We start from the raw sequence: 21,426 nt of genomic DNA, 5'->3' as shown, positions 1-21,426 counted from the left end.
CACCCGACGCCGGGCGTGCGTACGCCGAGGGCGCGGGACCCTCTCGGGGTCCCGCGCCCTCGGCGGAGCTCAGCCGGATCAGCTGTTCGAAGCCTGCTCCTGCTGCTGCGCGTTCTGCGTGGCCTTCTGGCCCGCGTCCGTCAGCGTCTGCGCGACGTTGTTCAGCTGCGTCTGCGCGGCCGGCCAGTCGCTGCCCTTGAACTGCTGGGCGTCGGGGCCCTCCCACGGCACGCTCTGGATCTGGGAGTTCAGGTTCTGCATCGTCGTCCGGATCTCGTCCGCCTTCTGCTGCAGCGTCTGACCGAGCCCACGGAGCTCCTCGACGTTCGCGCCCCACATGCCACCAGCCATGGTGTTCTCCTTCTGTGTCTCGACCCCCACCCTGCGTGGACGTCGTCCCGTTGTCGATGGCAGTACTCAACCATCGGCCCACGAGCGCCGTCGATGGGGAGGTGTCCCCATGAGGTGCCCGTGGTCGTCACGTCGCTACCGCGGGAGCGCGACGTGCAGCTTGCGCGCCCTGCCCGAGACCACGAGGAAGCCGCGTCCCGGCGGGAAGTCCGCGCGGCGGATGCGGCCCAGCCCCGTCCCGAGCAGCGTGTCGCCGTCGAGGTCGCCGGGCGTCAGGAGCAGGCCGGTGCGGCCCGCCTTGAACGGCTGCGCGATCGCCCACGCCTGGCCCCACGTCGAGGACTCCGCCTCGCCCACGACGAGCTGCTCGGCCCGCGTGGCGGCCCGCACGAACGCGACGAGCGGCTGCTCGGCCGGGGTGCCGGTGAACTCGGTCACCGACTCGACCAGCACCGTGAGCGTGCCCGGGCGCAGCGACCCGCCCTCGATCGCCTGGGTGAGCGTCTCGAGGAGCGTCACGACCTCCTCGGGCGACGTCGCGACGGTGTCCCACGCGTCGAGCGCCGAGATGCTCGTGCGGCGCGGCGAGAGGTACACGACCCGGCCCGCGCGCGCCCGGCGCACGGCCTGCGCGATGGTGACGAGCGCCGTCGTGCGGCCGCCCCCGGGAGGGCCGGAGAGCATGAACGTGCCGCGCGCGGGGAGCCCCACGGGCGCGATGTCGAGGTCGTCGAGGCCGATCGTGGGGCGCCCGCCCGTGACCTCGGGCAGCGACTCGAGCGCGAAGCCGTCCGGCAGCCGCTCGACGCCCGGCGCCTGCGGGATGCCGAGCCGCGTCATCGCGTCGCGGAGCTTGCCGAGCTCGCGCGCCTGGAGCGCGACGTTCGGGTCGCCACCGAGCACCGCGACCTGGACCTCGTTCTCGTCGAGGACGCCGCGCCCGGGCGGGGACGTCAGCGACAGCACGTCCTTCGGGACGCCGAGCGTCAGGTAGTCGTCCTCGCTCGCGAGGCGCAGCACGAGCCGCTTCTGGATCGTCGAGCCGAGCGACGTCGGGACCGACGCCGCGCGGTCGCCCGCGACGACGACGTGGACGCCGACCTGGCGCCCGTCGGTCGCGACGGCCGTGAACGCGCCCCACACGGGGAACGCGTGCGCGGGCCGGAACTCGTACGACTCGCGGAACGCGCCGATGCCGTCGACCAGGAGCAGGATGCGCGGCTCGTCGGGCGCGCCGGCGAGCCGGCGGTACTCGTCGAGGCTGCCCGCGCGGACGGCGGCGTAGCGGGCGGACCGCTCGTCCACGAGGTCGCGCAGGGTGCGCAGCAGGCGCTGGACGCGCTCCTCGTCGTCGCCCGAGATGACGGCGCCGACGTGCGGCAGGTCCTCGAGCATCCGCAGGCCGCTCGCGCCCGCGTCGATCGCGTACACCTGGACGGGGCCGCCGCGCGCGGTGATGGCGGCCGAGACCGCGATCGTCCGCAGCGTCGCGCTCTTGCCCGAGCCTCCCGTGCCGTAGATCGCCATGTTGCCGTCGCGGTCGGGCTCGTAGAACACCGTCGGCTGGGCCTGCGACTTCGGGTCGTCCTCCACGCCGAGCAGCAGCATCGTGTCCGTGCGCGGGTTGGGCAGGCGCGCGAGGTCGTACGTCGGCGCGAGCTCGGCGAGCCACGGCTTGCGCGGCATCGGGACGGCGGCCTCGGTCGCGGCCCGCGAGATCGTCGCGACGACGCGCGCGATGTCGTTGGGGCCTGGGTCCGTGACCTCCTCGACCTCGGGCTCCGGGAGCTCCCAGCGCACCCCGGTGCCGAACGACATCTCCTGCACGTCGATCCGGGGACGCTCGGGGCGCGACGTCGTCCATCCGCCGGCGTAGCCGGTCTGGAACGGCGTGATCCGGCCGGGGCCGGTCTTCACGGCGCCGCGGCCCGGGATCGACGGGTCGAAGTGCGCGGCCATGGGGATGCCGAGGATGTCCGTCGAGTCGTCCTCGTCGGCCATGCGCAGCGCGACGCGCAGGTTCGTGTTGGCGCGCAGGTTGTCCTTGATGACGCCCGCGGGACGCTGCGTGGCGAGGATGAGGTGCAGCCCGAGGGACCGGCCGCGCTGGGCGACGTCCACGACGCCGTCCACGAACTCGGGGACCTCGTTGACCAGGGCCGCGAACTCGTCGACGACGATGAGCAGGCTCGGCGGCGCGTCCGGGTCGCCCGTGCGCTCGAGGGACGCGAGGTCCTTGGCCTTCTTCCGGTTGAGCAGGTGCTCGCGGTAGCGCAGCTCGGCCCGCAGCGACGTGAGCGCGCGGCGCACGAGGTGGGGCGAGAGGTCCGTGACGAGCCCGACGGTGTGCGGCAGGTTCACGCAGTCCGCGAACGCGGCGCCGCCCTTGTAGTCGACGAACAGGAACGTCACGCGGTCCGGGCTGTGCGCGGCGGCCATGCCGAGCACCCAGGACTGGAGGAACTCGGACTTGCCCGCACCCGTCGTCCCGCCCACGAGCGCGTGCGGGCCCTGCGTGCGCAGGTCGAGGTACAGGGGCTCCGTGCCGGAGTGGCCGACGAGCCCGCGCAGGTTGGTCGGCGCCGAGCGCCGTACCGGCGGGGAGCCGTCGCGCGGCGTGAGCGACCCGTTCTCGCGCCACGCGTCGATGAGCCGGCTCGGGTCCTCCGCGAGCGCCGTGCCCGCGAGCGCGAGGTAGGAGACCGAGCGCGGGAGGTCCGAGTCGTCGTCGACGGGCGCGCCGACGTCGACCACCGGGGCCAGGATGCGCGCGACCTCGTGCGCCGTCGCGAGGTCCACCGTCTCGCACGCGACGGGGAAGGTCAGGCGCCCGACGCGGACCTCGCCGCTCGTCGCGCCGGCGGAGCCGCCCGGGGTGTCGGCGGTGTCGACGGTGTCCACGAGCACGAACGTGCGGCACGCGGCCGGGAGCTGCTCGACGGACGGCGCGACCCACACGACGTGCACGCCCGCGTCCGCGCCGCGCTCGACGAGGCGCGTGAGACGCGAGCGGTCGACCGGGGCGTCGTCCTCGACGAGCACCACGACGGTCGGCAGGACCGGCTTGGGGGTGTCCTCCCCCTCCTCGGGGTCGATCGGCCCGCGCAGCTCGGCGTGCGTGCCGAGGTCGGCGCCGCGCAGCTCGACGAGGTCCTCGAGCCGGGACAGGAGCGACTGCGCGGCCCCCGGGTTGTCGGCGAGGTGCTCGCCGCCCAGCGGGCTGTGGGCCGACCCGGTGTGCGGGAGCCACTCGAGCCACTCCCAGTCCGCGCGCGAGCGCTGCGACGTCACGGCCGCGAGCACGAGCTCCGACGGCGAGTGCAGGCCCGCGAGCTGGACCAGCACGCCGCGCGCGACGGCGTCGACCGCGGCGCCCGCCCCCGCGACCCCGAGCGCGCCGTCGGTCCGCAGCCGCGCGACGACCGGGACGCCGGAGATCGTGGCGCACTGCGCGTGCAGCTTCTCGAGCTCGTTCCAGTACTCCGGCAGCGTGTTGTTCTCGTTCGGCTGCTCGAGCTGCGTGCGCGCGGGCGCGGAGCCCAGACCGATCCGGACGGAGAGGAACGCGTCGTGCTCCGGGCGGTGCGTCCACAGCAGGCCGCCGAGGCGCCGCACCGCGTCGACCGTGTCGGCCACCGAGGGCGCCTCGGAGAGCCGCACCGCGCGCTCGACCGCGTGCGTGCGGTCGATCGTGTCGCGCATCGCGACGACGGCGGCCTCGAACTGCTCGCGCTGCGCCTTGAGCTTGCGCCGCGCCTGCACCTTCTGGTCGAGGTAGTTGCCGAGCATGAGGATCGGGCTGAGCCCGATGAAGACGATCGACAGGACGTTGCGCGTGACGGAGTAGAGGATCACGCCCATGAGGAGCGGCGCGACCATCGCGAGGTAGGGGAACCGCTGCGGCTCGGGCGGCTGCGGCGGCTTGGGCGCGCGCAGCTTGCGCTCGCCGAAGCGGGCCACGACGCGCGGGGACCGGTTGAACTCCACGACCGGGCTCGTCGGCGCGAGGCTCGTCGTGCGGTGCAGCGCGACGACCGAGACCACGGTCGAGCCGATCGTCACGGTGTCCGCGGACGTGAGCGTCGAGCGCAGCATCCGCTGGCCGCCCATGACCAGGCCGTTCGCGGAGTTCGTGTCCGTGATCTCGATCGTCTCGCCGACCGTGATGCGCGCGTGCCGCTTCGACACCTGCGGGTCGCTCAGGCGGATGTCCATGTTGCGGTCGCGCCCGAGGTAGCTCGTGCCGACGGGCAGCGAGAACTCGCGCCCCGCGTCCGGGCCCTCGAGCACGCGCAGCACGGCGACGGCGGCCCCGCGGTCCTGGCCCGGCGAGTCGAACTGCTCGGACACCCGCACGATCGAGACGGTCGAGCCGGACCGCAGGCCCGCCTCGACGAGGTCGCTCGTCGGCGACAGCACGCGGCCCTGGCCGCTGCCCGACGGCGACGTACCGACCTGCAGCGTGAGCCGGTCCGGCACGGCGGTGCCCGCGCGCGTCGGGTCGCCCGCGAACAGCGCCTCGGCGACGTCGCGCACCGACGCCGTCGCGTCGGCCGTGACGGCGACGTTCGTCGTGCTGGCGTCGGGGCGGTGCAGCGTGAGCTTGATTCGCACGGGAGTTCCTCGTTCGGGTCCGGGTGGTCAGCGGCGGACGGCGAGCGGTCGACGGGCGCGACCGACCGGAACGCGCGGCGCGCGCTCGCAGGAGCGGGTCGGCTCAGCCGTCGTCGGTCAGGTCGAGCAGGGGCAGGTCGGCCGCCGTCACGAGGCGCGACGCCACGGCGTACTCGACGAGGCGCGCCCGACGGTTCGTCGCGAGCGCGCCGGGCCCGCCGCGCAGGCCCTTGACGCCGATCCGGTCGAGCTTGTCGCACACGTTGTCGAGCTTGCGGTTGAAGCGCGTCGTCGCCCAGCCGAGCCGGGCCGCCGCCGCGGCGGACGACGGGATCTCCGACAGGCCCGTGCCGTCGCGCCGCAGCATCGGCTCGGCGAGCGCCACGATGAGCTGCTTCTGGCTCGTCGTGAACGTGATCATGCCGATCGTCGTCGCGCCGCCCGCCTCCGGGTCCTCCGAGCGGATCTCCTGGTAGGGCGCGCCGCGCAGCTGCGCGGTGATCTCGTACGTCGTCGGCCCCGCGGTGAACACGATCGACGTCGTCGGGAAGACGATCGGCAGGCGGTTGCCCGGGGAGAGCCACGACTGGACGCCGCCGCCGGAGTCGCACACCGTCGCGGAGATGAGCGACCCCACGTTGGCGAGCCACCAGATGCCGCCCTCGTGCGCGATGCGCAGGAAGCGCCGGTGCAGGTACGGGTTGTCCTCGATCGCGAGGTCCCCGTCGCGCCCGATGTCGAACGGGTCGCCGTCGGTGGACGGGCGGAACCACTCGCCGCAGAACTCGACCGCCAGCTCGCTCATGCCGCCTCCCCCGTGACGCACGCCTTCTGCGGCGAGGCCGAGACCTTGCCGTCCCGGTCGACGATGACCTCGACGCAGACCTGCTCGCCGGGCTTGGCCCGGAGCTCGACCGACGTCTTGTCGAAGTTCTCCTTGAACGGCGTCTCCTCGATCGGGTCGATCTTGCGCCACCAGAAGGAGTCGTCCTCGAGCGCCTTGTCCGAGTCGTAGGCCCACGTGAACGTCGCGACCTCGCGCGCCGGGTCGTAGGTGCCGACGAGGTCGTTCACCGGGGGCACGAGGTCGCCGAGGTTGTCGGACGGGACGAAGTCGTCGTCGGGCGCGGCCGAGCTCTCGCCGCCCGCGGTGGTCTCCGTGTCGTCCGGCGTCGCGTCGGGCCGCAGGAGGAAGAAGCCCCCGACGGCGACCGCGACGCCGACGACGCCCGCGACCGTCGCCCAGAGCGCGCCGCGGCCGGAGCGCTGCTCCTGCGGGGACGCGTCGTCGGGCGCCTGGTCCGGCCCGGCGGTCCGGTGCACGGTGTCCTCGACGGGCGGGGTCCCCCAGCCACCGGGACGCCGCGGGCCGGGGTACAGCCGCGAGGGGTCCGTGAGCTCCGCGACGGGCGCGCCGCCCTGCCCGACGGCGGTCGTCGGCACCGTGCCGGACGTGCCCGCGGCCGGCCCCTGGTCCCACGCGGCGGGCGCGTACGGCACCTGGGGGCGGTACGGCGCCGCCTGCCCGGGCGCGGTGCCCGGGGCGACGGTCTGTCCCGGCCACGCACCGGGCGGGGCGGTGTGCAGCGGGGTCGTCGGCTGCGTCGGGCGGCCGGGCGCCACGGGCCCCGCGGACGTCCCGGTCCCGGACGGGTCGATCGAGACGACCTGGCGCAGGCGCGTCCCGGCGTCGTCGTCCGGCTCCTCCTCCTGGACGTGGCCCGAGTCGTCGAGCAGGTCGATCGGCGTCACCGCGTACGACAGCTCGTTCTGGACCTGCTGGAGGGCGCGCGCGAACGCGAGGACCGTCGGGTAGCGCGACGCCGGGTTCTTCGCCATCGCCGTCGCGAGCACGCGCTCGAGCGAGGCCGGGACGTCGGTGCGGCCCGTGGGCGGCAGGGGCGAGCCCTCGATGCGCGAGATGAGGTTCGCGCTCGAGTTCGACCCGCCGGGCACCTCGAACGGCGTGCGCCCGGCGAGCAGCGTGTACGTCGTCGCGGCGAGCGCCCAGACGTCCGTCGCGATGCCGCTGCGCGGGGGCTCCGCGAACGACTCCGGCGGGGACCACGGGATCGACATGCCCTCGGCGCGTGCCGCGTCGTCGACCGTGGACGAGATGCCGAAGTCCGTGAGCGCGGGGTGCCCGTACTCGGTGACGAGGATGTTCGCGGGCTTGATGTCGCGGTGCAGGATCCCGGCGCGGTGCGCCGTCTCGACGGCACCGGCGATCTGGACGGCCGTGCGCAGCGCCTCCGCGACGGGGAGCCGCTCGGTGCGGTAGCGCGCGCCGAGGTTGGGCCGCGAGCAGTACTCCATCGCGAGGTACGGGCGGCCGTCGTCCGCGATGTCCGCCTCGTACATCGTGACGATCGACGGGTGCGTCGAGAGCGTCGCCATGAGGTCGGCCTCGGCGTCGAACGCCGCGCGCTGCGAGTGGCTCGACCACTCGTGCAGCAGCACCTTCACCGCGACGCGGCGGCGCGGGCGCTGCTGCTGGTACAGGAAGACGTCCGAGAACCCGCCCGAGCCGATGAGCGAGACGTACTCGAAACCGCGGATCTCCGGCGGTGGGGACGGTGCGCGCTTGCTGCTCACCGGATCCCCTCGAACCGCAGGGTCACGCCGTCGCCCAGGTCGGCGACGTCGCCGTCGACGACGAGGACCGGCTCGGAGGGGTGCAGGCGCCGCGGCGGCTGGCCGCCCCGCAGGAGCGTGGTCCCGTTCGTCGTCGCCATGTCGCTGACGAGCACGTGCCAGCCCTCGAGCGTGATCTCCAGGTGCGAGCGCGAGATGTCCTGCTGCGGGCTCGGCACCGTGACGAGGCGCGGGAGCTCCGCGGCCTGCGTGCGCGGCGAGCGCGGGCGACGGCCCACGACGACGGGCCGGTCGAGCTCGAGCGTCTGACCCGTGGAGACCACGACCCGGCCCAGCGGCGGGCGCACGGCGAGCTCGGCGTCGCCGTCGAGCGGCGCGTCGCACACGGCGCACGTGTCGCGCGACGGCGGGTTCGCGTGCCCCTCGGGGCACGTGCGCGCGAGGATCTGCTGCTGCCCCGGTGCGGGCGGCGGGCTGAAGGACGGGACCGGGGGCGGCACGGGCGCATCCTCGACCGCGGGCTCCTGGGCCGCCGCGCGCAGGTCGGCGATCGCCGACGAGAGCACGGTGTGGCCGTCGTGGTCGAGCCCGGCGACGGGCGCGGGCTCGTCGTCGGGCGTGACGGTCGCCGCCCGGTGCGCGGCGGCGGGCGTGGCGCCCGTCCACTCGCGCGGGACGCCCGCGATGAGGCCGTCCGGCGCGGGCGGCGGGGCGGGCACGGGCGCCTCGTCCGCCGGCGGGGCGGGGACGGCCGGGACGGGCGGCACCGTGGCCGACGGCGCGGGCTCGTCGGCCTCGTCCGTCTCCTCGTCCTCCGCGGACCGGACCGCGGCGTCCTCGACCGTCCGCAGGATGGTGGAGCCCCACAGGTGGGCGTAGTCGTCGTCCTCCTCCGGGGGCGCCTCGGAGACCGGCGCGACCGGCTCCACGACGGGCGACGGCTCGACGGCGTCGGGCTGCGGCGCGATCGTCTCCTCCGGGAGCCGGAGCGTCGCCCCGAGACCGCCGAGGACCGTCGTCGCCGACGGCACCGCGGGCGCCTCGGCGAGCGTCGCGGTCTCCGCGGCGGCGTGGCGCGCACCCGGACCGGGCTGCGACGCTCCGTCCTCGGGGACGCTCGCCTCCGAGGCGGCGAGCCGGTCGTCGTCCGGCCCGGGGTCGGAGCCGAGGTCCTCGCCGCCCGACGCGACGGGCTGCTCGGGGCGCTCGACGAGCGGCCACGCGACCGCGGAGGCGAGCACCACGCCCGACTCCAGCGGCACGGAGAGCGCGTCCCCGAGGAGCGGTCCGCCGGGCGGTGCGGGCTCGACGGGCACCGCGCCCGCGTCCGCCTGGACGAGCAGCTCGACGACGTCGTCCAGCACCCGCTCCGACCAGGTGGTGACGCCCTCGCCCTCGACCTGGACGCGCTCGCCGCCGTCGAGCTCGAGCGTGACGGAGAGGCGGCCGCGCGCGGCCACGTGGACGCGGCGGCCGGTGACGACCGCGACGACGAACGGCGGCACGGTGCGCAGGCTCGAGCCGAACGCACCCGTGAGGACCTGGAGGACCTCGACGACGCCCGCGTCCGTGCCGAGCTGGTCCCACACCTGCTCGACGAGCGAGGGCTCCACCGGTGCGGGCAGCACGACGACCGCGCCGCCGCGCACCACGGTGCGTGCCGTTCCGGTGACGTAGCGCAGCGTCACGTCAGACCCCCGATCTGCAGACGAACATCCCTGGGCAGCGTGTCCTCGTCGACGACCGGACCCGGCGCCGCCACCTGGTCCCGCGGCGTCGTGCTCCCGCCGCTCGTGTCGTCGGACACGCCCGTCGCGTCGACGACGACGACTGTGATGTTATCCCGGCCACCGGCGGCGATGGCCTCGTGGACCAGCCGCTCGGCCGCGGCCTGCGGGTCCGGCGTGGCGAGCAGGACCTCCGCGATCCGCTCGTCGGACAGCTCGCCGGTGAGGCCGTCGGAGCAGACGAGCACGCGGTCGTGCCGCTCGATGGGCAGGTACCAGAAGTCGGCCTGCGGAGCGTTGCGCGAGCCGAGCGCACGCGTGACGACGTGGCGCCGCGGGTGCGTGAGCGCCTCGGTCGGGGTGAGGAGACCGGCGTCGACCATCTCCTGCACCTCGGAGTGGTCGACGCTCACCTGCTCCAGGCGGCCCCCCGCCAGGTGGTAGGTGCGCGAGTCGCCGACGTTCACGACGAGCCAGTACGGGTTGCCGTCCTGCTCGGAGACGACGACGCCCGTGACGGTCGTGCCGGCGCCGCGGCCCGGCTCGGTGACGATCGCCTGCACGTTCTCCTGCGCGACCGCGATCCGGGTCCGCACCTCCTCGGGCGTGACCACCTCGAGGTCGGAGAGCGGGCGCAGGGCCTCGACGGCCGTCGCGCTCGCGACCTCGCCCGCCTCGTGCCCGCCCATGCCGTCGGCGACGAAGAAGACGGAGCGCGCGGCGAGGAAGCGGTCCTCGTTGAGGAGGCGGCGGGCGCCGCGGTGCGACGCCGCGCCCCAGGCCAGGTGCACCTCGGCGGGCTGGTCGGTGGTCACGAGACTCCCGGGTGGACGACGAGGCGACGGTCGCCCACGTGGATGGTCGCGCCGACGGGGACGCGCACGCGCGTCCCCGGCTCGGCGACGCGGGGCGGGGCTCCGGGCACCGACACGACGGTGCCGTTCGTCGAGCCGCGGTCGGTGAGCCACAGGCCGCTCGGGTCGACGCGCAGCTCGGCGTGCGTCTTGGAGACGGAGCGCGTCGGGTCGTCGAGGGCGACGAGGGTCCAGGGTCCGTCGTCGGGCGCCTGGGGGTTGCGGCCCACGAGGGTCGGGCGGTCGACGGTGCGCCGCTCCCCCGACTCGAGCTCGATGACGACGGCCACGTCGGGCGCGGGCTCCATCGCGCGCACGTCGCGCGCGGACATCCGGGTGCTGTCCCACTCGGGCTCGGCGGCCTCGGGGCCTGCCGGCGGGGCGGCGGACCGCGCAGCAGCCGCAGGGGCGGGTGTCGGCACGGGCGCGGGCGCGGGCACCGCGGCCGGCGGGGGCGCGGCGGGCGGCGGGGCGGACGCTCCGCTCCCGACGCCGGGGACGCCCGTGATGAGACCGCCCTCGGTGGGCGCGGGCGTGGACGGGAAGGCCCAGGGGTCCGGCACGGGCGCGGCCGGCACCGCCCCGGACGCCTCGCCCGGGCGGGCCGACGAGGCGGGAGACGGCGGCGGCGCGAACGACGCGGCGGGGGTCGCGGCCGACGGCGCGGGCGGGCGCCCGACGTCGGGCGCCGGGTACGACGCCGGGTGGCCGCCCGGGGCGGCGGAGTACGCGCCGGGGGCGGCCGGGGCGCCGTACGCCCCGGCGGGGCCGCCCGCCACGAGCGAGGCGACGCCGTCGTACCCCGAGGACGTGGGGGCGACGCCGCGCACGTCGAGCACGAGCGACCGGCCCGCCTTGTCGTGCCAGCCCTGCGACCGGCCGGTGGAGTCGAAGCGCGGGCTGAGCAGCACGACGAGGATCCCGCCCAGCGGCACGACGCCCACGATGATCCAGCGCAGCGCCGCGCGCCCGAACCCGACCGGCCCGCGCGTGCCCGCGTCCACCGTGCGGATGCCGGTCGCGAGGTTGCCGAGCGTCTTGCCCGTCGACCCCTCCCAGAACCAGACGCCGACCCACCACGCGAGCGCGAGCACCGCGGCCACGACGTAGACCACGAGGATCTTGCCGAGCAGCGCGGCGGCCTCCTCCTGGGTCACCGTCTGCACGCTGCCGAGCGGCGCGCCCACGACCGCGAGACCCGCCACGAGGACGACGAGAGCGACGACGGCCGGCACCGCCGCGTCCACGAGGTACGCGAGGAAGCGGCGGCCGGTCCCGGCGAAGGGCGCGGCGGCGAGGGACGACGGCGACGCCCCGGCCGAGACCGGGACGAAGGCCTTCTGCGTCGCCGCGTAGACCTCGGGCTCGGTCGTCGTGTCCGGCGCCGAGTGCGCCACGGCGGCGTACGGCAGGTCCGGCCCACCGCGGCCCGCGACGGCCTGGACGCCGCCGACCGGCCCCGCCGACGGCGCGGCGACGGGCCGGCCCGTCCGCGGGAACGGCTGACCGCACACCGCGCAGAACGCGGCCCCCGGGGACTGCGCGGACCCGCAGGCGGGGCACGTCACGTCGCTCATGACTCGTCTCCCTGTCGTCTCGACGGCCCCGACGACGACCCTGCCGCCGGGGGCACCGCGCCACCCCGCGCGCCGGCGCGGCGGCCGGGCAGCCACCGGCGCAGGCCCGCGGAACCGCCGCCCGCGCGCACGGACCGCAGCGAGAGCGCGGCACGCACCCGGGCGCGACGGTTCACGGAGGAGCGTAGCCCTCCGACGACGGAGTCGACGTCCGCCCAGAACGCCTCGATCTCCTGCTCCGTCGGCTCCCCGGTGCCGAAGACGGTCGCGTCCGCGCGGTGCGCGAGCGGGATCGTCGCCGTCGCGCCGTACGCCTGCGCGAGCACCCCCGCGCCCTCGCGGCGGGTCGAGCCGGCGGGGACAGGCGTCCCGAGGTCGGTCGCGGTGTCGAGCACCTCGCGCCAGCCGCCGCTCACGCGGTCGACGGGCCGTTCCGCGGTGCGGCGCCGGGCCCGGCGTCGCGCCTTGTAGGCGAGCACGAGCACGACCGGGAGCGCGAGCAGCGCGAGCGGCACGACCACGGCGACGCCGATGAGGACGGCCTGCCCCCAGTCGAACCCGTCGCTGTCGGCCTTCTCCTTCTCCTCGTCGTCGATCTTCCCGGCCTCGGCCTCGGCGGGCTCCTCCGGCGGCTCCGGGTCCTCGAGGATCGGGGGCTTGGGCACCTGGAGGCTCTTCGGCTCCGGCTGGATCTTGTTGTCCTCGTCCGGGATCGCCGTGATCGGCACCCAGCCGTGGCCGACGAACGGCACCTCGGCCCACGCGTGCACGTCGGTCCCGGTCGCCGTGTACGGCTCGCCCGGCTCGAGCGGGTTCTTGTCCAGGTCGGGGTAGAAGCCCATCACGACGCGAGCCGGGATGCCGGCCTGGTTGGCCATGAGCGCGAGCGCGACGGCGAACTGCTCGTCGTCGCCCACCATCTCCTCGTCGGCGAGCAGCGTGTCGATGCGCTCCGCCGAGTGGCCCGGCCGCGACGGCGGCTGCGTGTCCAGCCCGCTCGAGAAGATGCCGCTCGCGACGAGGCCGTCACGCAGCGCGTAGAGCTGGTCGACGGGCTCGGTCTCCTCGCCCATGAACTGCGCGGCCTTGCCCGCGAGCGACGCGGGCAGCACGCCCTTCGGCGGTGTGGGGACCTGCACCGACTGGTCGATCGCCCCCGCGCGGAGGTCGTCCTCGGTGGGCTCGGCCGTGACGAGCGCGTCGAGCGTGTAGGTGTCGCCCGGGCGCAGCCCGGCGGTCGACAGCGCCGTGCCGGTCGTGCCGTTGTAGTACGTCGTGTCGGCGAGCTCGCGCGCCCGCTCGCCGGTGTAGGTGATGCCCGCGAGCCGGCCGACGTCGGGCACCCACACCCCGGTGTAGTCGCCGACCTGGACGTCGAGGCGCGTCGGCGTGCCGGGCGCGACCGTCGCGATCTCCTGGCCCGCGCGCGTGTAGACGCCCGAGCCGGGCAGCCCGCTCGAGACGTCGTAGACGACGCCGTTGTAGGTGTCGAGCGCGGCGAGGCGGACCTTCGCGCCCGGGGGCAGGCCCCGCACGGTGAACAGCTCGTCCTCGCGCATGTCCTTCGCGTACTTGCGGAACGCCGTGAGCGGGCTGACGTACTGGTGCAGGTCGAGCGGCGGGACGACCGTCTCGCGCAGGACGGTGCGCGGGTCGTCGGGCAGGAGCGCGGGGGCCGCGAACGCCGCCGCGACGCCCCCGACGACGAGCATCGCCGCGCCCGTGCGCACGCGGTGCCACCACAGGCGCCGCGTCGCGGCGCGGCTCGCCTCCGTCGTGATCTGGTGCGCGCCGAGCCGCGCGGCGGTGACGCGCCACCCCGCCCAGAGCAGGCCGACGCCGCCGAGCACGAGGCCTTGCGCCACCGGGTACGCCGCGATGACCGTCCCGAGCAGGATGACCGCCACGAACGCGACGGCCACCGGCACGAGCGCCCACGCGGCACGGCGCGCGCGCCACGCGATCGTGCCCGCGAGGAGCCCCGTGACGAGCATGAGGAGGTACGGGACGACGGCGAGGTGCGGGAACGAGTGCAGCGGCGGGACGGTCGTGACGAACTCCTTCCAGCCCGTCACCGCCCCGCGCGCGAGGTCGGCGATCGTCGCGAGCGACGGGAGCGCGCCGCCGATCGCGTCGGCGGGCAGGGCGAGCAGACCGCCCAGGAGGAGGTAGGCGAGGACCGCGACCGGGAGCACGGTGTAGGCCGCCCAGCGCCGCCAGGCCCCGAGCCACGCGACCGCGAGGCCGACGACGGCGCCCCCCGCGGCGGGGAGCAGGTAGCCCGAGGAGCCCCAGACGGGGCCGAACCCGACGACCGTGGCGCCGAGGACGAGGACGAGCGCGAGCGCGTCGACGGCGCCGAGCGCCGTGAGGGCCCGCGGGGTGTCGGCGCCCCGCAGCCGGGTCGTGTTCCGCTGCGACGTGCCGGACGAGGGCGCCGGCGTGCCGACCGGCGTGGCGCGGCGCGAGCCGCGCGTCGTGGTGCTGGGAGCGCTCATCAGTCGTTCAGCCTCCGCAGGGCGAGGGGGAGCTCGCCGAGCTCGCCGATGGTGAGGACGACGAGCTCCGCGATCGCGTGCCGGCTGAGGGACGCGCCGGGCACGCACTGGATCGCCATGACGCGCACGTCCTGCGGCAGGCGCGCCGACGCCGCACGGAGCTCCGTCGGGGTGACCCGGCTCCCGACGATGAACGCCACCACCGACGCGTCGGTGATCGTCAGGCCCGCGACGCGCGCGACGTCGACGAGCGACGTGCGCTGCGACTGCGTCTCCACGCGCGCGAGGTCGTCGAGGAGGCGCGTGCGGTGGTCGCCGCGCAGGTTGCCGTCGTTGACGAGGACCGTGACGCCGCGGTCCTCCTTGATCGCCTGGAGCCCGAGCGACCCGCACGCGCTCACGGCGAGCTCGAACTCGTCGTCGTGCGCGTAGTCCTCGGCCCGCGTCGAGAGCAGCACCGCGAGGTGCGAGCGCCGCGTCTCCTCGAACTGGCGCACCATGAGCTGGCCCGTGCGGGCCGTCGTCTTCCAGTGGATGTGGCGCCGGTCGTCGCCGGGCACGTAGTCGCGCAGCGCGTGGAACGACACGTCGGAGTTCGAGATGTCGGTGGTCACGCGGCCCTCGAGGTCCTTGAGGAACCCGGTCGACGAGCCGGACAGGTTCTTGACGCGCGGGTGGACGAAGAGCTCCTCGGGCTCGGTCCACACGACCTCGCGCCGCAGGAGCCCGAGCGGGTCGGCCCGCACGGAGCGCACCGGGCCGACGGAGATGACCGACCGCCGGTGGGTCGGCACGGTGAAGATCTCCTCGTGGCTCCCCTGCGGGCGCAGGCGCGGCACGGGGAACGTCGCCATGCCCTGCCCCACGGGCAGCTCCATGACCGACGGGAGCAGCGGACGGGCGGAGTCGTTGCGGACGTCGAGCCGGCCCACCGCACGGTCCCCCACCGTCACGCGCTGCTGCGCGAGGTCGAGCACGACGGCGTACCGGAAGCGCCCGAGCACGAACGCGACGGCCGCGAGCAGCGCGACCGTGAGCAGGACCGCCACGACGAGCAGCTCGAGCCACGACAGCGCGAGCCCGGCCCACCAGGCCGCGACCGTGACGACGAGCGCAGCCCAGCCGAACGGGCTGACGGCGGACGTCACGGGCCGGACCGTCCGCGCGGCGGGCGCGAGCGCGCGCCCGACCGGCGCGGTGACCCGCGCGAGGGGTGCGGCCAGGGGGCGGAGCAGCCCGGCGAGGGCGGACCCCGCGCGGGGTGCGCCCGGGCGGCCGCCGCTGGCGGTGCGGCCGGAGCGGGCGCTGGGGCGCCCGCTCGTCGGGCCGGAGGTGGCGTTCATGGCATGAGCTCTCGGTCGGTGCGGGCCGTCGGTCTGCCGGCGGCGGGACGGCGTGCGGCCGGCGTGCGGGACGCCGGTCGCGTCAGGCGCTGCGGCGCTCCTGCGGCGCCGCGACGTCGGCGAGCAGGCGGCCGAGCACGGCCTCGTTCGTCGCGCCCGCGAACTCCGCCTCGGGGTCGAGCACGAGGCGGTGCGCCCACGCCGGCTGCGCCAGCTCCTTGACGTCGTCCGGCAGGACGTAGTTGCGCCCGTGCGCGGCGGCCCACACCTTCGCGCAGCGCACGAGGGCGAGCGCACCACGGACGGAGACGCCGACGCGCACCTCGGGCGCGTTGCGCGTCTCCTCGGCGAGCCGGGAGACGTACTCGAGCACCGCGCCGTCGACGTGCACGCGCGCGCCGAGCTCGGCCATCTCCGTGACGGCCTGCGTCGTGATGAGCGGCTGGAGCGTCTTGCTCCGGTCGCGGACGGACGCGCCCGAGAGGATCTCGACCGTCGAGGCGTGGTCCGGGTAGCCGATCGACGCCTTCATGAGGAAGCGGTCGAGCTGCGCCTCGGGCAGGCGGTACGTCCCGGCCTGCTCGATGGGGTTCTGCGTCGCGATGACCATGAACGGGCGGCCGACCTCGTGACCGACGCCGTCGACCGTGACCCGGCCCTCCTCCATGACCTCGAGGAGCGCGGACTGCGTCTTGGGCGAGGCGCGGTTGATCTCGTCCGCGAGGACGATGGACGCGAAGATCGGACCCGGGTGGAACTCGAACTTCCCCGTCTTCTGGTCGTAGATCGTCACGCCCGTGACGTCGGACGGCAGGAGGTCCGGGGTGAACTGGATGCGGTTGTTCGTGCCCTGGACGCTCGCGGCGAGCGCGCGCGCGAGCGAGGTCTTGCCGGTGCCGGGCGCGTCCTCGAGGAGGATGTGCCCCTCGGAGAGCATGCACGTCAGGGTCAGGCGCACGACGTGCGCCTTGCCCAGGACGGCCTGGCCCACGTTGCCGACGAGGCGGTCGAAGGTCTGAGCGAACCAGGTGGCCTGCTCGGGGGTCATGGTGGTCATTCGTCGCTTCCGTTCGCTGTGCTGTCCGAGGTGGGGCGCGGGCCGCGCTAGTACCACGTCATGGTGTTCGTGCTCCCGATGGTCGTCTCGATCCGCGCCGAGCCGCCCGGCTGGCCGTAGACGCACTGCTGGCCGCCGGAGTAGTTCCCGTTCCCGTCCGTCTGCAGGGCGCGGCCCTGGGCGTCGCGGCTGTAGTTGCCGGACCCGATCTGCGAACCGCCGCCATAGCACGTCACCCGGAACGAGGTGTTGGCCGGGCCGTCCTTGATGGTGAGGTAGAGCTCGGCGCACGACGAGTGCCCGCACTCGCCCGGCCACTTCCCGTCGGGGAGCTTGTGGTTGCTCCCCTTGCTCACCGTGAGGACGGGCTCGGGCTTCTTGTCGGACGTCGCCGACCTGCACGTCTCCTTCGGGGCGCCCTCCGTCGGGGTGACCCGGACGCAGATCTCGCGCGTCTCGGAGTAGCCGACCGAGAGGCTCCCGGAGCCTTCCTTCTGGGTGGACTGGACCGCGCCGCGCACCTGCACGGAGTACCCGCGCCCGTTGCCCGCGGTCGACCAGCTGTACGTGATCGAGCGGTCGCCGCCGTTCATCGAGACGACCGGCGCCGGGATGGGCCCGTAGGGCGACTCCTCGTTCGCCGTCGCCGCAGCGCCAGGCTCGCGCGCGCCGTCGACCCCCGCGACGGCGCGCACCGCGATCCGGTACGGCTTGCCGTTCGACAGCCCGTCGACGACCTTGTTCGCGCCGAGCGTCTGCCAGCCGCCGCCGGCGTCGTACTGGTAGGAGATCTCGTCGGCCCGCACGCCGTTGCCCGACGCGGCGCCGAACGACAGCTGGATCTGGCCGTCCGTGCCGTTCGCGTCGGCGCTGAGGTTCGACACCGCGCCCGGCTTCGCGAACGCGCGCACCGGGTCCGACGCCGGCGAGAACTCGGCGTCGCCGAGCTTGTCCGTCGCCTTGTTGTGCGCGCGCACCCGGAACGCGTAGCCCGTCGTGTCCGCCGGGACGCCGACCGTCGCGGACGTCGCGCCGCCGGCGGCGGTCGAGGTCTGCACGACGCTCCCGCCCCGCAGCGCCTCGATCGTGTACCGCGTGATCGGGGCGCCGTTGCCGTCCGGGGCGCCCCAGGAGACCTGCATCTGCGACGTGTCGCCGATCGACGTGCGCCGCACCGCCGGCTTGGCGGGAGCCGCCGGCTTGCCCGCCGGCGTCTCGGCGGCCGAGTAGTCGCCCCAGTCCGAGGGGTCAGGGGCGAGGTTCACGGCCTGGGCGCGCACCTTGTACGCGACGCCGTTCTGCAGGCCGTCCCACGTCACCGACGTCCCGGTCAGGGCCGTCTTCTGCACGGCGCCGCCCGGCGGCGCGGGCGAGATCTCGAGGTTGACGGCCTGGATCGGCGAGCGGTCGGTGTAGGTCTTGTTGGTCCAGGTGACGGTGAGGGACTTGTCGCCGAACTCGAGGCGGGGTGCGGCGGGCGGGTCGGGCTTCTCGTCGGGTCGGGCGACGGCGGAGGCCGGGGAGGCGGGGCCGTCGCCGACGGCGTTGGTCGCGTAGACGGTGAAGGTGTACTCGACGTTGTTGGTCAGCCCGTCGAGGGTGCAGGTGGTGGTGCCGCACTCCTTGGTGTAGCCGTTCTGGGAGCGCACGGTGTAGCCGGTGATGTCGGCGCCGTTGTTGTTCGGCGGGTCCCAGGTGAGCACGACCGTCTTGGAGCGGACCTCGACGACCTGCGGGGTCGCGGGCGCCTCGGGCTTGCCCAGGACCTTGAGCTGGACGCGGCCCTCGACCTCGCGGTCGGGGTCCTTCGTCGCGTCCTGGATCCGGTACCGGACGACCATGACCCCGACGAAGTCGTCGCGCGGGGTGACCGAGACCTGGTCGCCCGAGACGGAGGCGGTGCCCTGCCCCGTCTCCACCACGGCGTCGACGAGGGTCAGCGGCCGGTCGGGGAACGGGTTGGAGTCGTTGGCGAGGACGGGCACGGTGGTGACCTTGCCCTGGTGGGCGTCGTCGACGGTGTCGGGGTTGGCGCGGGCCAAGGGCCGGGTGGAGGCCACGACGGTCAGGGTCGCGGTGCCCTCGACCGGGGGGTGCTCGCCGTCGGTGACGGTGATCGGGACCTGCACGACCGAGCCCTTGGGCACGTCCGGGGTCGCCTGGGCGCGCAGCGTGGTGCCCTCGACGGACACGGTCACGCCCTGCGCCTGGCCGGTGGCCTTGAAGGTCAGGGGGTCGCCGTCGGGGTCGGTCGCGAAGCGCGCGAGGTCGATCGAGGCCTCCTCGCCCGCCGCGACGTCGAGCGTCGGGGTCGACAGCTCGGGCGGCAAATTCTCCGGCGGGAGCACCTGGACGGGGATCGTCAGGACGTTCGTCCGGCCCTCCGGGTCGTCCGGGCCCGACCCGTCCGTCACCTCGAACGACACCGACGCCGGGCCGGTGTAGTCCGCGTCGGGCGTGTAGACGATCTCGGTCACGGACGGGACCTGCCGGTCCCCCTCGGTGACCTTGACCTTGTCCTCGGTGGTCAGGCGCGGGGAGCGGCCCTCCACGACGAGCACGTGCTCGGTGAGGTCGATCGGGAGCGACTCCCCCGCCAGCACCTCGAGCTGCGTGCCCGGCCGCAGCGTGGGCTTCTGGTCGGTGAGGCCGGGGACCTTGACGAAGGCCTTGGCGGTCAGGCCGTCGATGTCGGTCGCCGTGTAGGTGATGACCTGGCGACCCTCGGTGAGGGTGACGGTGAGCTCGCCGTCGGGGGTGACGCTCGCGGTGCTCGCGTCGGTGGTGACGGTGAGCTCGCTCGCGGCGCCGTCGGGGTCCTCGTCGTTGTCCAGGACGGGGACGGTGACCTCGGTCTTGCCCAGGATGTCCTCCACGGGCACGGTGTCGTCGCGCGCGACCGGGGGCAGCAGGGGCGCGTTGGCCGAGACGTTCACGGTGACCGCGCCGGTCGCGCGGGCGCCGTAGGTGTCCTGGATCTGGTAGTAGAACGTGTACGAGCCGTCCTGGTCGGGCGAGGTCAGCACGATGCGGTCGGCCACGACCTCGGCGTCCAGGTCGTGGGTGTCCTCGATCCCGCCCGGGACCAGCCCGACCTGGTCCCCGTCGGGGTCGGTGTCGTTGGCCAGCGCCGCGACCGAGACCGTGCGCCCCGGGCGCACCGTCACCTCGTCGTCCACCGCGACCGGCGACTGGTTGCTCTCGCCCGGCCGCGCGATCCCCACCCGCACGGTCCCGGTCGCCGTCGCCCCGCGGGCGTCCAGGACCGTGTACGTGAAGGTGTCGAGGCCCGTCGCGTTCTTGGAGGCCGCGTACTCGAGGAAGCCCTCGACGACGCTCGCCGAGCCCTTCGCGGGCGGCGCCGCCACCCCCGTCACCTGGACGGAGTCGCCGTCGGGGTCGATGCCGTCCAGCGGCACCGCGATGCGCACGCTGGAACCGGACAGCACCCGGGCCTCGATCTCGCGCGGCTGCGGCGGGGCGTTGTCCTCGCCGTCACGGATCCGGATCGTGACCTGGGCCGAGTCCTCCTGCCCGTTGACGTCCCGCACCCGGTAGATCGCGTACGCCGTGCCCGCCTCCGAGCCCGCCTTGAACCGCAGCGTGTCCTCCGACACGAACGCCTCCCCCAGCGCCGGGTCCACGTCCTGCTCCAGCTCGGGCTGCAGGAACAGCTCCAACCCGTCCGGGTGCGTGTCGTTCTTCAGCACCGGGACCGTCACCACGTCCCCCGCATGCACGGTCACCTCGTCCGCGACCGCGTTCGGCGGCTGCAGCCGCGTCGGCGCCGGCACCGGCACCACCCGCACCTCGCCCACGGCCGACTCCGTGCCGTTCGACACCGTGTAGGCGATGCTGACGGGGCCGTCGAGCCGCCGCAGCTCCGTGACGCGGAGCATCTGGTGCCCCAGGACGGCCACGGAGACGCCCGCGTCCGCCGGGACCGAGACCGACTGGACCACCAGGACGCCGCCCGCCGGGTCGGTGTCGTTGGCGAGCACGTCGACCAGGGTCGAGCCGCCGGTGGGCAGCAGGGCCGTGTCGGTGACGACGATCGGGGCGCCCTCGGCCGCGGAGGGCGGCAGGACGTCGACCCGGACGAGGCCCGTGGTCGCGTTCGGGCCGTCGGTCACCTGGTACGTCAGGTCGTAGGAGCGCGGCTCCATCGAGAGGAACGTGAACGTGCCCGCGTCGTAGTTCGGCGTGATCTGCGCCGGGGCCGACTCCGAGACCGACGCCAGGCGCAGCTCGTCCCCGTTCGGGTCGGTGTCGTTGCGCAGCGGCTCCACCGTCACCGGCTGCCCCGCCGGCACCACCACGTGGTCGCTCACCGCGACCGGCGGCTGCGGACCGGGCACCACGTCGACCAGCAGCTTGCCCTCGAACACGCCGCCCTGACCGTCCGCCACGGTGACCCCGACGATCTTGCGGCCCGTCGAGCCGCCGCCGTCGCGCAGCTCGACCGTGCCGTCGGGGCGCGAGCGCACGTCGTCGCCCGCGACCGTCGCGGCCGCCGACGCGAGGTACAGGTCGTCGCCGTCCGGGTCCTTGAAGTACGGCAGCACCTTGATCGACGCCGTCCCGCCCTGCTCCACCCGGACCACGGGGTCGCCCGTCTGCTCCGGCGGGGCGTTCTCCCCCCACGGCGAGACGCGCAGCGACACCGAGGCCTCCGCGGTCCCCCCGCGGCCGTCGGACACGGAGTACCGGAAGGAGCCGGTGCCCTCGGCGTCCTCGGGGACCACGGCCTGCAGCGCGGCGCCGCCCATGATGGTCTGCACGGTCGCGTTCGACGGCGAGTCCCCGACGA

Annotated in this window: 11 protein-coding genes; all 11 read right to left on the bottom strand. The window is 75.0% G+C overall.

Annotated features, from left to right (window positions below; all coding sequences use genetic code 11):
- Positions 1-78: 78 nt before the first annotated feature.
- The gene (locus GWJ10_RS00055) at positions 79-351 is read right to left on the bottom strand and encodes a hypothetical protein (RefSeq protein WP_021482523.1); all 273 of its coding nucleotides are present in this window, start codon (positions 349-351) and stop codon (positions 79-81) included.
- A gap of 135 nt (positions 352-486) precedes the next feature.
- The gene (locus GWJ10_RS00050) at positions 487-4,965 is read right to left on the bottom strand and encodes an FtsK/SpoIIIE domain-containing protein (RefSeq protein WP_061268516.1); all 4,479 of its coding nucleotides are present in this window, start codon (positions 4,963-4,965) and stop codon (positions 487-489) included.
- Positions 4,966-5,068: 103 nt separating this feature from the next.
- On the bottom strand, positions 5,069-5,770 hold the full coding sequence (locus GWJ10_RS00045; RefSeq protein ID WP_043654136.1) for a hypothetical protein: 702 nt from the start codon (positions 5,768-5,770) through the stop codon (positions 5,069-5,071).
- Positions 5,767-7,560 (bottom strand): serine/threonine-protein kinase, encoded by a 1,794-nt coding sequence (locus GWJ10_RS00040; protein ID WP_163184447.1) that lies wholly within the window; start codon positions 7,558-7,560, stop codon positions 5,767-5,769. Before GWJ10_RS00040 ends, GWJ10_RS00045 begins: the two co-directional genes overlap by 4 nt.
- Positions 7,557-9,248, bottom strand: coding sequence for an FHA domain-containing protein (locus GWJ10_RS00035; RefSeq protein WP_163184446.1), 1,692 nt, complete (start codon positions 9,246-9,248; stop codon positions 7,557-7,559). The genes GWJ10_RS00040 and GWJ10_RS00035 overlap by 4 nt, the downstream gene beginning before the upstream one ends.
- A complete protein-coding gene (locus GWJ10_RS00030; RefSeq protein WP_241005603.1) occupies positions 9,245-10,102 on the bottom strand; it encodes a protein phosphatase 2C domain-containing protein in 858 nt (285 codons plus the stop codon). Before GWJ10_RS00030 ends, GWJ10_RS00035 begins: the two co-directional genes overlap by 4 nt.
- Complete coding sequence (locus GWJ10_RS00025; protein WP_163184445.1) at positions 10,099-11,718, bottom strand: RDD family protein; 1,620 nt, start codon at positions 11,716-11,718, stop codon at positions 10,099-10,101. The genes GWJ10_RS00030 and GWJ10_RS00025 overlap by 4 nt, the downstream gene beginning before the upstream one ends.
- Positions 11,715-14,216 (bottom strand): transglutaminase-like domain-containing protein, encoded by a 2,502-nt coding sequence (locus tag GWJ10_RS00020; RefSeq protein ID WP_163184444.1) that lies wholly within the window; start codon positions 14,214-14,216, stop codon positions 11,715-11,717. The genes GWJ10_RS00025 and GWJ10_RS00020 overlap by 4 nt, the downstream gene beginning before the upstream one ends.
- Entirely contained in the window at positions 14,216-15,559 is a 1,344-nt protein-coding gene (locus GWJ10_RS00015) for a DUF58 domain-containing protein (protein WP_083711821.1), read from the bottom strand. Before GWJ10_RS00015 ends, GWJ10_RS00020 begins: the two co-directional genes overlap by 1 nt.
- 82 nt (positions 15,560-15,641) lie before the next feature.
- Positions 15,642-16,616 carry a MoxR family ATPase gene (locus GWJ10_RS00010; protein WP_076405057.1) on the bottom strand — a complete coding sequence of 325 codons (975 nt, stop codon included), beginning with the start codon at positions 16,614-16,616 and terminating at the stop codon, positions 15,642-15,644.
- 47 nt (positions 16,617-16,663) lie between these two features.
- Complete coding sequence (locus GWJ10_RS00005) at positions 16,664-21,397, bottom strand: Ig-like domain-containing protein (protein ID WP_241005602.1); 4,734 nt, start codon at positions 21,395-21,397, stop codon at positions 16,664-16,666.
- Positions 21,398-21,426 lie beyond the last annotated feature (29 nt).

Origin of the sequence: Cellulosimicrobium sp. SL-1, assembly GCF_011033075.1 — a bacterium.
In the GTDB taxonomy this organism is placed as follows: domain Bacteria; phylum Actinomycetota; class Actinomycetes; order Actinomycetales; family Cellulomonadaceae; genus Cellulosimicrobium; species Cellulosimicrobium funkei.
Note: the sequence above shows the minus strand (reverse complement) of the source record. Positions and strands in the feature narration are given on the sequence as shown.

Bases quoted from the DNA above. Each gene is read 5' to 3' on its own strand.
- GWJ10_RS00055 (WP_021482523.1), bottom strand. From the start codon at position 351: ATGGCTGGTGGCATGTGGGGCGCGAACGTCGAGGAGCTCCGTGGGCTC.
- GWJ10_RS00045 (WP_043654136.1), bottom strand. From the start codon at position 5,770: ATGAGCGAGCTGGCGGTCGAGTTCTGCGGCGAGTGGTTCCGCCCGTCC.
- GWJ10_RS00025 (WP_163184445.1), bottom strand. From the start codon at position 11,718: ATGAGCGACGTGACGTGCCCCGCCTGCGGGTCCGCGCAGTCCCCGGGG.
- GWJ10_RS00020 (WP_163184444.1), bottom strand. From the start codon at position 14,216: ATGAGCGCTCCCAGCACCACGACGCGCGGCTCGCGCCGCGCCACGCCG.
- GWJ10_RS00015 (WP_083711821.1), bottom strand. From the start codon at position 15,559: ATGAACGCCACCTCCGGCCCGACGAGCGGGCGCCCCAGCGCCCGCTCC.
- GWJ10_RS00010 (WP_076405057.1), bottom strand. From the start codon at position 16,616: ATGACCACCATGACCCCCGAGCAGGCCACCTGGTTCGCTCAGACCTTC.